Origin of the sequence: Confluentibacter flavum, assembly GCF_002843175.1 — a bacterium.
GTDB classification, from domain to species: domain Bacteria; phylum Bacteroidota; class Bacteroidia; order Flavobacteriales; family Flavobacteriaceae; genus Confluentibacter; species Confluentibacter flavum.
In genome coordinates, this window is record NZ_PJEO01000008.1 from 1 (window position 1) to 10357 (window position 10357).

Consider the following 10357-nt stretch of genomic DNA (forward strand, 5'->3'; position numbering starts at 1 on the left):
GGTTTTCGTAAAAACCTATCTGTCTATTAAATTCGCTCAATTTGGTTAGTCGTTAAATTCAGTCCAAAGTTACCTAAAAAGGTAACATTTTCCAAATTTATGAACGAATTTTTAATACGTAGACGGATTTTCAGCATTAATGGCAACGTGTTCGTGTATGGAAAGTTGCGTGTTTGTGGGCGAGGATTTTCCGAAGGAAAATCGGAAGCCGGCAAACAGGCAACCAACTTTGTGTTAACTGAAACTAGCAATTTTTTATACACGGTGTTGTAAAACGTTTTTTATTTAATTTCAGTTATAAATTTATTTTCAGAATAATATTTTTCTTTCCCTTTTATATTGTCAAAATCCAACTTGATTAATGTATCGAGATTTTTCCTCTTAATATTTATTAATAAAGATTCTCTTTTTTTTGTTATCGTGTCTCCAACTTTGATAAAGTCAAAAAGTTCAGAACTTTGAAAAACAAAATCTTTTTTGTTATCACCAAAAATTTGATTTCGGATAATAATTATTGGTATTGCGTGATTTTGTTTGTCAATATATTTTTCAGTAACTAATCCTTCATAATTAGAGTGGTATTCATCATAAACGATTTTGTCAAAAAATTCTTTTTGAGTCAGATTGTCGCAGGAATTTAGTCCAAATGTTAGGACAAACAATAAAAAAGCAATCTTATTATTCAAATTAGTCGGTTTTTTTAAATGTTTTACAACGTGTTCGTGTATGATGCGTTGCGAGATTAAGTATTAATTTTAAAAGGTACAACAGCCATTGTGTTGGGGAGGATTTTCCGAAGGGAAAATCCGAGAGCAATGCAATTATACACGGTGTTGTAAACTGTTTTTATGTCCGTAAGAACTTTGCAATTACCAGAAAGCCCAGAGCTTAACAATGAGATTTCGGTTGATTCAATTCGGTCGTTGATTAGTAAAAACTTACCCGATTTAAGTCCGATTAAAGAAAACGAGATTGTTTTTGGCATCGCTACATTAATAGGGTTTAAAGATAAAGAGTGGGATGGACATTTTAAAAAGACTTATCAAACTCATTAGTCAATTCAGCACTAGCGTTCTGTATTGATATTACGTTCTTTTTATGTTGAGAATCGGTTTTTATAACTAAAACGGCTTTTTCTAAATTAATCTTATCAATTAGATATGATGCCTTTGGTTGCAAAAGCTTATAATTTATTGTTTGATTTGCTAATTTGTAAAGGCTTTTGTCGTTATAAACTTGTTCGGTATTGAACTTATTTATTCCGTCGTCAATTAGTATGTTGTCAATTAATATTTTTTCTGATTCTGTCATAAGTTCGATTTTTTTAAATAGTTTACAACGGTCTCGTATAACCGTCAGTTACGGGTTTAAGTACGCAAACTTTTCGGTTTAACACAGACATTAGCAATTCCGAGTGGATTCGGACGTAGTCGAATCCGCCGTAATTGCGGTTATACATTGTTAGGCACTGGTTTTAATACTTTTCCTTTTGTCCAAAAGTATATTGCAAAACCAATTGCAACTATTGGCAATACAATTCCAAATTCATCAATATAATATGCCGTTTTTCCTGTATCTGTGGTAAATGGGGTAAATAGGCTTTGAATAAACAAGTTATGACTTCCGTGAAGTATTACGGCAGTCCATAGGCTTCCAGATTTCATTCGAAACCACGTATATATAAAACTGATACTAACAATTAAGACCATAAAACAAGACAAAGCATACCAAGAAGGTGTTCCACTATTGTAATCTGCAAATAATAAAATAGGAATATGCCATATTCCCCAAATTGCTCCAGTAAATAATGATGTTTTAGTAAATCCGAAATTTTTGTACAACTCTGGTACTAAAAAACCACGCCAGCCAATTTCTTCACCCAATGCACTTGACATACTGGTAATAGTCCCAAAAATTCCAACAAAAAGAAAAGTTAATGCAATAATAAAGCCGTCACCTATTTCACCAAGACCAAATGATTTAGTGAGGTAAGCTACAACCTCTTTTTTATAAAACCCACCCCAACTAAAACTCCAAATAATGACATAGGCTATTAATGAATATAAAAATGGAATGAAATAGCTCCAAATTTGATATTTTGATTTCCCCCAGTTCCAACCAAGGTCAGAAATATTTCTTTTTAAAATTTTCATTGTAATCAAGGCTGAAATTCCAGGACACCACATAAGTCCCATTGCATATTGTCCAGCTCCTCCACCTACTTGTCCAGAATATATAATGAGAAAATAAAAGATAGAGCTTAAGGCAAAAGTTATTGAAAGAAATATACCTATAGGTCTAAATTTATTTGTGGTTGGATTTTCCATAATTATCTGGTTTAGTTTTTTTGTTAACTTGTGCCTAACGTGTTCGTGTATGGAAAGTTGCGTGTTTGAAGGCGAGGATTTTCCGAAGGAAAATCGGAAGCCGGCAAACAAGCAACCAACTTTGTATTAGCTAAAACTAGCAATTTTTTATACACGGTGTTGCCATTAGTTTTTTTATTCCGCTTTTGTTTTTACTGGAACTAAAAATTTATGAGTAAAATTTTCTCCGTTTTCAATTCGTTCAGTCACTTGGATTTCCAATTTTCCGTCAACGAGAGTTTTTTCAATCGGCGTAATTGTAAATCGGAAGCCATCTTTGTCGGCTTGATTTACCATAATTCCAGGTCCGAATATCAGAAATTTTTGGTTGTCTATATTTTCCGTTACAAACTTTGCTTTGGTCGGTTGTCCAACAACCAAAAATTCCGCATTGTTTTCTAAAACCATTTCTACTTTTTTGTCCGCTTTTGAGTAAATAAAATCCGATTGAGTTTTATTTCCGCAACTTGCTAAAGTCAGCATTATTATTCCATAAATTATATAATTCAGAACTTTAATTTTCATTGAATCTAGGGTTTTTTAAATTAATGGCAACGTTTATGTGTATGGAAAGTTGCGTGTTGGAGGCGAGGATTTTCCGAAGGAAAATCGGAAGCCGGCAAACAGGCAACCAACTTTGTGCCAGCTAAAACTAGCAATTTTTTATACACGGTGTTGGCAATAGTTTTTATTTATTTCGTGTCAACTTAAAATAAGTATTTGTGGTGTCAGTTTTCCATTTGAAAACAAGAGTATCTTTATTCTTGCTTAACTTATAAATAAAATGATTTCGAAAGTCCTCTTCGTTCACCCTGTTCATATTTAAATCCGTAATATTTTTAAGGTATATATTTGATTCGTCCGAAGTCCAATTTTGTTTTGTGGTAATTATTGATTTAATAATAAGTGAATCTTTGGTAAAAGTAAGGCCATAGTCATTGTTGTCAATATAATTCCAATCCCCAATTAGTTTGTCATTATATTCAGTTGATTCACAACCAAGGAAGAAAAAAACAAGAATTATGTATATTGAGTAATTCATTTAATTATTGCCAACGTGTTCGTGTATGGAAAGTTGCGTGTTAGCGGGCGAGGATTTTCCGAAGGAAAATCGGAAGCCAGCAAACGGGCAACCAACTTTGTGTTAGCTAAAACTAGCAATTTTTTATACACGGTGTTGTGCATAGTATTTTTATTTTTCTGCTTTTGGAATTGTTCCATTCATCCATTCTTTGATTTGAAGTTCTGAACCTGGAAGCATTGACATTTGTTTAGTATCCATTTCAATTATGCAAAATGCAAGAATATGATGGTCCGAATCGTTATATTTTTTCGCTATTTCGTCATTTCCAACTTCTGAAACATAACCCAATAGTCTTAATATTTTTCCTTCTTTTTCAAACCCACTTTTTACAAGTGATGCAATCCATATGGTTTTTCCTCCTTCGAGTTTAACTTGGTAGTATGGTTTGTCGTTATGCGCAGTATGTACCTTTGTTACCAGTCCATTAAGCGCAACAATTTCTCCATTTCGTTTTTTTATTTTTCCTAAGTCCTTACTATCAAAATTAGTAGGACAAGGATTTTTAGCACCTGATTCAGTCGAATTTTCTAGGTCAGATTTAATTAGTTTTCTAATTTTTTCGCACTTTTCATTTAATGTTGGGATGATTCCATTTTTTACTTTTTCTAATGCTCCTTTTTGAACTAGTATTTTATGTTCAGTTGAGTCAATAATGTTAAAGATAAAATTAAATTCTTTGTCATAACATCTGTTGAATTCAGGTTTTATTTCTGAGTATTCTTTTAGTTCGTCACTCATACATTCACAGATTTTATCCGATATTTTTTCGGTAATCGTTTCAGTACTTTGAGCGTAACTCGTCAGACTTATTAAAGTCAAAATTATTGTCGTAATATTCTTCATTCTCGTGATTTCGGATATTATGCACAACGTGTTCGTGTATGGAAAGTTGCGTGTTTGTGGGCGAGGATTTTCCGAAGGAAAATCGGAAGCCAGCAAACAGGCAACTAACTTTGTGCCAGCTAAAACTAGCAATTTTTTATACACGGTGTTGGCAACAGTATTTATTCCTTTATGTAATTTAAAACTGCTAGTCCAAGTGCTGTAATCATATAAGTTTTTTGATATTGATAATTTTCATCATATTTAGTTTCTTTTATAAACTTTTCTTCTTCTTCATTTAGTTTTTTCAGTTCCCTAAAATTCTTAATATAATCATCAGGATTACTCAATTCTCTTATCCTTCTTTGAATATCTTCAAATTTTTCATCCTTTAGATATCTACTAATTTCGCTTGTAATATTATGATTTATGTTTCTTGATGATAAAGTTTCTAAAACTCCTACGGCATTTAGATACTCTAAAGTTGTGATAACTTCTTTATCGCTATTTGTTTTTACTTTTTCAATGATGTCAAGTTCATCCAATGCAGTCCAAGAAGAATTATTTGGTTCATATTTTTTTGTTCCAGCTAAAATAGAATTTTGTGAATCTTTAGAGCTCTCTGCAATTAAATTCATTAAAAAAACATCAAACTCGGAAAGTTTGATTATTGTTTCTAAAATTGCATTTTTAGTGACATCATTATAATTATCGGTAGTACAAGAGTTCGCCAAAAAAAAACTCAACATCTCTCTTTTTTTCTCTGACATTTCTTCTTTTCCATATAAACACGTCTTTATTGTTAAGGCTTTTAAATTGTCAGATTCTAAATATTGATGATTTACTTTATGTTCAATTTCGTTTAATTTATAATAAAAAGTTTCGATAATATTTTTGATGTTTTGAGTTTGGATATGATTTTTGTATTCAGTCCATCCAGTTGCAACAGAGGCTAGTCCAGGAAATGATGCCGCAATTGAAATTGCAGTAGATTGAATAATCTTTATTAAATCGTCATTTTTCATATTGTTGCCAACGGTTACGTGCATGAAATGTAGCGGTTAAGCAACCATTATTTTCAAGCTTGATAATTGCCTTAAAAATAGGACAAAAGTTTGAATTAATACTATCCCAAGCTATGTTTTATGCGCGCTGTTGTGTGCCGTGATTATCTTTTTTTTACCTGGTCGATTTTCAAATCACACCGTCGGGCCTGCGCTACCGCTGTTCGACTTTCAACCATGGATTGCTTTTCTGGTTTATGCGCTTTATCAGTGGCTGATAAGGTGCCGTCAACCTGAAAATCGGAAATCCACTTGATATTTAAATCGGATCATTTATATTTTGGCACTTGAAACTTGACTTTGTCCGAAAAATTCACTAACTTATCAAAGCTTGTTTGCGAAGGCATTCGCATCTGAAAGTATAACTTTCATACGATGGAATCGACACAGCTTGTTGATGCAGGACACAGCTTGTTGATGCCAGTGCGTTCTCCAAAGTCAGTCCAATTCCCGTTCTAAATGGGCCGTTTTCCCTAAAGACCAATTCCGAACAATACATACTTGAATGTCCAAAAGTAGGCTCCGATGGCACCCAACGTGTTCGTGTATGGAAAGTTGCGTGTTTGAGGGCGAGGATTTTCCGAAGGAAAATCGGAAGCCAGCAAACGGGCAACCAACTTTGTGTTAGCTAAAACTAGCAATTTTTTATACACGGTGTTAGCAACAGTTATTAATTTCTATTCAGAGCTGATTCCAATTCAGACATTCTAAATTTCAATCCTTCATTTTCTTTGCTTGCTATTTCAAGGTCATTCCTCAAGTATTGAATTTCCATAATTAGAGATTCTATAGTTTCTTTCAACGAATTAATTTCGTTAGCGAGTTGTCTGTTGTCCATATTTAATTCTCTTTTTTATTCAAGTATTTGTTCACGTCTTCTTTACCGTAAAGAAATGTAACATTTCTTATAAGGTTGTCATAAAAACTCGGATTTTCGTCATAAAACATTGTTGGAATATCTAAACTAAAAGTGTACGTGAGATTATCAATTAAGGTTTGATAAACTATTGAAGTGTTATAATATTCTAACTCTAATTCACGGACTAAATATTTAAATTTCCTTTTTAGCGTAGTTTTGTTCTTAATGTATGTTTTACTTGCTATAAAATCTTCTGCTTTAGAGTTAAATTGTTTTGGAATTAAAACCTTAAATGGATAATCCATTTTTTCGCTTTGAGTTTGATACATTTCCCAAATGTCTGGTGCTTTTTCATTTTCATCCACTTTTAATTCTATAACGTTAATTGCAAAAGTAATAGCTGAATCTGGTTGAAAAGTTCTAAAAATTGTATGTTCAGAAACTCCTGCGTCCGAAGTCCAATGATTTGGTGCGTCGAATGCTACTTTATATTTGTAGTTAGAATATAAATTATTTATCGAATCAAAATGTTCAGTATGCTCTGGCAATAAATCAGAGTCTTTTTGTTCTTTGTATGATTTTTCAAAATCGTCAGTAACGTCCGCTTTCTTTTTATTCTCTTGGCAAGATGCTAACGTTATAGCAAAAAACAATAGTAAAGTAATGTTCTTCATAGGTTGGTTTTAATTGTTGCTAACGTGTTCGTGTATGGAAAGTTGCGTGTTTGTGGGCGAGGATTTTCCGAAGGAAAATCGGAAGCCAGCAAACAGGCAACAAACTTTGTGTTAACTAAAACTAGCAATTTTTTATACACGGTGTTGGCTGCTGGTTTTTTATTTTTCATCGATTACAAATACTTTATGAGTTGCTCTAATTTCATTCCTTAACAGAGGATAATATTCATTTTTATCAGTGTCTTTAGGAACAATTAAAACAATGTCGTTTATAATTCCATCTATATAATTGACTCCAAGTTTTGAAAATTTAATATCATAAAAGGGTATTGTACGGTTGTCAATTGCTCCAAAAGTATCGGTTGCTATTTTTCTTAACCGTTCTACGCTATAATTAATATCTGATGTCGTTTTAGCAGCAATGAATCGAGTATATCTATTTTTATGTTTGTCATTAAACGTTGTTATTATTTCATCAAATCCACTCTTATATTTAATTTCTCCATGATACTTTTTATTCAAGTAAACAGTATCTGGAAAATCAAATTCAAATTCGATATAGGCCATTTCAGCACGACTTTTTATCTTTTTATTTTCTTCTTTTCGGCAAGAAATTAAGTTCAGTGAAAATATAATTATGCAAGCGATGAGTTTAATATTAAGTTTATTCATTAATCACATTTGTATTATTTTTAACTTGCAGCCAACGTGTTTGTGTATGATTAGTGGCGTGTTTAAGCACCTAATTTAGCAAATAAAAACCGAATAGAAAATCCGCGAGAACTAGCCATTAATTATACACGGTGTTCTACGCAGTTTTTATTCAGTATTTTATTTTTTCCAAGTTCATAATTTTGTCATATTCGTAAAGAATTCTGTCGGATTCAGAGAACGGAATTTGGTATAAATCACAAACATTTCTCAATTCGGTTAAATAGTCCAAATACTGAATAATATTGTCGTTTAAGTTAGTCTTTATTTTCATTTCGGTTCCGTAAATCATTCGATAAACTCTTTGGTCGATAATTTGATAGATTTTTGGATTTCTAAATCTCAAAATGGTCGAAGCCATCGGTAAGCGAATTCCTTTCGTTTTGAGCAAATGCATTAGAATTTCTCCAGTCAGAGCAGAATCGATAAATTCCGCTCTTCGGTCGATTTTATTTATCAAATTCAGCGTTTCCTTATTCAATTCAGCGTAACGATTGGTTTTCCACAAAACAATTTCATTTATCAATTCCTGATTAAAGTCAGATTTCACATTATCCAACTTTTCGGTAAGTTCAGGTTGAAATTTATATTCCAAATTCAGAAGTTCGTCAGTAGATGGATTATGTTCTTGTATTTTCTTCATTTTGTTGGTTTGGTCAAATTGCGTAGAACGTGTTCGTGTATGGAAAGTTGCGTGTTTGTGGGCGATGATTTTCCGAAGGAAAATCGGAAGCCAGCAAACGAGCAACCAACTTTGTTTTAGCTAAAACTAGCAATTTTTTATACACGGTGTTGGCAAATCGTTTTTTTAATTCATATTCTACAATATTAGACTTAATGCATAAAAATAAATTCCACCAATTATTAAAATTCCGATAAAATTCGATTTTAGCTTTGTGCTTTTTAAATCAGTCCATATTGACTTTAATTTTTCTTTTTCTGATTCAATGACTTTCGTATTTGCAATAAAATCTCCAATTCGTCTGTCAGGATTTATAAATCCGACAACAACCTCCAAAGGCCAAGCAACACAGATAGTCAAATTCCGAACGAAACATTGTAATTCAGTAGCTGGTTTTTCCGTTTTTCGATTAATTACTCGATAGCCTAAAATCCGTTTTGCTGGACTTTTACCTTTAAAAAAGTCTTTATTTAAGTAAATAAAAACTATTAGAAAGAAAACAAAAAACCCCATTCCGTCATTCATTTTCATTCCGATATTTTCAAATATTATAGTCAGAATGATTGCAGGTGGAATAATCAAAATACACATTAGAAAATGGTCTAACAACATACTTGAAATTCTACGAATTCTATAATTGTTATCAACTGTCTTTTTTAAAAGTCCGACAGCTGAAATTTCGTTAGAATTTTGATTGTTTACGTTCATTTCTAAATGTTTGCCAACGTTGATGTGTAAGGATAGTTGCGTGTTTAAGCAACTAACTTACTAAAAATGGAACGAACTAGAGGAAAATCCGTAGGATTTTCCAAGTAGGCGAGAACCAAGCAATTATTTTTACACGGTGTTGTAAAACGTTTTTTTATTTTATTTAATCATTCGAGTGATTCGTTTTATTACCTATGCCAATTATACGAGTGATATTTTCTAATTTACCACTCCAAGGACCCACTTTACCTTTTTGGTTCATATTAAAAGTACCGGCAAGCAACACGTAACTTTTATCAATTTTATTTCCACTATTCTTTAATAAACCCTCAGGAAGTGAAAACGAAAATCCATTGCTATAAATGGCGTATTCATAATCATCTTTGTTTAAATAAATCCCGTTTTTTTCAAAATCAAGACTTATATAGCCTATTATTTGAACTTTCTTTCCGTGATACTTTTCAGGTGTTGAGATTAAGTTTATTAATGAAATGGTGTAATTGCGAGTATATTCAATATCCGTTTTGTTTTCATTATTGATTTTTTCGGACTTTTCTGAGTTTTGAGCACAAATTATTTGAGCAAATATCAGAAGAACAATTATTAAATGTTTTTTCATATTATTAAATGTTTTACAACGTGTTCGTGTATGGAAAGTTGCGTGTTTGGGGGCGAGGATTTTCCGAAGGAAAATCGGAAGCCGGCAAACAAGCAACAACCTTTGTATTAGCTAAAACTAGCAATTTTTTATACACGGTGTTGTATGCAGTTTTTTTAATTTCCATTTTTTATTTCGGTTCAACAATTTGAATTTCGTCAGATTCCGTTACTGGTTTTTCCAAGACACTTTTTAAGTCTCTAATAACTTTGTCGGTTTTTTCTAAATCCACAATTTTTGGAAGTCCAATGTCAATGACGTTTGTCGTATTAGAGACTCTAAATCCGTTTCTGAATTTTTCTTTGATAAATCGATGTCCATTATCGATTGATAAAATTCTTAAGAAGGTTTTATTGTCCGATTCATAACGGAATATTCCTTGAGGATGAATGTCAGTCAGAATTACTTTATATCCGATTTGTTCAGAATTTTGAGTTTTAAATTTAAAAATCAAAGTATTTTTATTTTCGACAAACTCAATATTATACTCGTTTTCTTTGTCGGTCAAATTCTTGTAAGATTCAATTAGAGAATCCATTTTCATTTGATTTGTATTTTGACTATTTACATTTTCGACAGTCATTGTGAAAATCGCAAAACACAATAAAATTTTCAATATTTTCATCTTAATTACGTACGTTTCTCAAATTGCATACAACGTGTTCCTGTATGGAAAGTTGCGTGTTTGTGGGCGAGGATTTTCCGAAGGAAAATCGGAAGCCGGCAAAC

15 protein-coding genes are annotated in these 10357 nt (G+C 32.1%); 2 read left to right on the forward strand and 13 right to left on the reverse strand.

Going from position 1 to position 10357, the window contains the following annotated elements; all coding sequences use genetic code 11:
- The first annotated feature begins 99 nt into the window (after positions 1-99).
- The gene (locus tag CSW08_RS18210; RefSeq protein ID WP_203226828.1) at positions 100-273 is read left to right on the forward strand and encodes a hypothetical protein; all 174 of its coding nucleotides are present in this window, start codon (positions 100-102) and stop codon (positions 271-273) included.
- 8 nt (positions 274-281) lie between these two features.
- Here the strand turns inward: CSW08_RS18210 and CSW08_RS01215 are convergent, their stop codons facing one another.
- On the reverse strand, positions 282-686 hold the full coding sequence (locus CSW08_RS01215; protein WP_106658089.1) for a hypothetical protein: 405 nt from the start codon (positions 684-686) through the stop codon (positions 282-284).
- 162 nt (positions 687-848) lie between these two features.
- Here CSW08_RS01215 and CSW08_RS01220 point away from each other — a divergent pair, with 162 nt between their 5' ends.
- Positions 849-1055, forward strand: a complete 207-nt coding sequence (locus CSW08_RS01220; RefSeq protein ID WP_106658090.1) for a hypothetical protein — start codon at positions 849-851, stop codon at positions 1053-1055.
- Here the strand turns inward: CSW08_RS01220 and CSW08_RS01225 are convergent.
- From CSW08_RS01225 to CSW08_RS01305, 12 genes are all read right to left on the reverse strand, one after another.
- Complete coding sequence (locus CSW08_RS01225; protein ID WP_106658091.1) at positions 1030-1311, reverse strand: hypothetical protein; 282 nt, start codon at positions 1309-1311, stop codon at positions 1030-1032. The two genes, CSW08_RS01220 and CSW08_RS01225, sit on opposite strands and share 26 nt — an antisense overlap.
- A gap of 140 nt (positions 1312-1451) precedes the next feature.
- A complete protein-coding gene (locus CSW08_RS01230; RefSeq protein ID WP_106658092.1) occupies positions 1452-2327 on the reverse strand; it encodes a CPBP family intramembrane glutamic endopeptidase in 876 nt (291 codons plus the stop codon).
- A gap of 174 nt (positions 2328-2501) precedes the next feature.
- Positions 2502-2891: a hypothetical protein gene (locus tag CSW08_RS01235; RefSeq protein WP_106658093.1), complete on the reverse strand. Its 390-nt coding sequence runs from the start codon at positions 2889-2891 to the stop codon at positions 2502-2504.
- Between the two features lie 667 nt (positions 2892-3558).
- Complete coding sequence (locus tag CSW08_RS01250) at positions 3559-4188, reverse strand: hypothetical protein (RefSeq protein ID WP_157831406.1); 630 nt, start codon at positions 4186-4188, stop codon at positions 3559-3561.
- 266 nt (positions 4189-4454) lie between these two features.
- Positions 4455-5321 (reverse strand): hypothetical protein, encoded by an 867-nt coding sequence (locus CSW08_RS01260; RefSeq protein WP_106658098.1) that lies wholly within the window; start codon positions 5319-5321, stop codon positions 4455-4457.
- 685 nt (positions 5322-6006) lie between these two features.
- On the reverse strand, positions 6007-6174 hold the full coding sequence (locus CSW08_RS18050) for a hypothetical protein (protein ID WP_157831407.1): 168 nt from the start codon (positions 6172-6174) through the stop codon (positions 6007-6009).
- A gap of 2 nt (positions 6175-6176) precedes the next feature.
- A complete protein-coding gene (locus CSW08_RS01270; RefSeq protein ID WP_106658100.1) occupies positions 6177-6869 on the reverse strand; it encodes a hypothetical protein in 693 nt (230 codons plus the stop codon).
- 159 nt (positions 6870-7028) lie between these two features.
- Positions 7029-7541 (reverse strand): hypothetical protein, encoded by a 513-nt coding sequence (locus tag CSW08_RS01280; RefSeq protein ID WP_106658102.1) that lies wholly within the window; start codon positions 7539-7541, stop codon positions 7029-7031.
- A gap of 151 nt (positions 7542-7692) precedes the next feature.
- Positions 7693-8223 (reverse strand): hypothetical protein, encoded by a 531-nt coding sequence (locus CSW08_RS01285; RefSeq protein ID WP_106658103.1) that lies wholly within the window; start codon positions 8221-8223, stop codon positions 7693-7695.
- A 177-nt stretch (positions 8224-8400) separates the two neighbouring features.
- Positions 8401-8970: an RDD family protein gene (locus CSW08_RS01290; RefSeq protein ID WP_106658104.1), complete on the reverse strand. Its 570-nt coding sequence runs from the start codon at positions 8968-8970 to the stop codon at positions 8401-8403.
- 163 nt (positions 8971-9133) lie between these two features.
- Positions 9134-9589, reverse strand: a complete 456-nt coding sequence (locus CSW08_RS01295) for a hypothetical protein (RefSeq protein WP_106658105.1) — start codon at positions 9587-9589, stop codon at positions 9134-9136.
- 169 nt (positions 9590-9758) lie between these two features.
- Entirely contained in the window at positions 9759-10166 is a 408-nt protein-coding gene (locus tag CSW08_RS01305; RefSeq protein WP_157831408.1) for a hypothetical protein, read from the reverse strand.
- Positions 10167-10357: the final 191 nt, after the last annotated feature.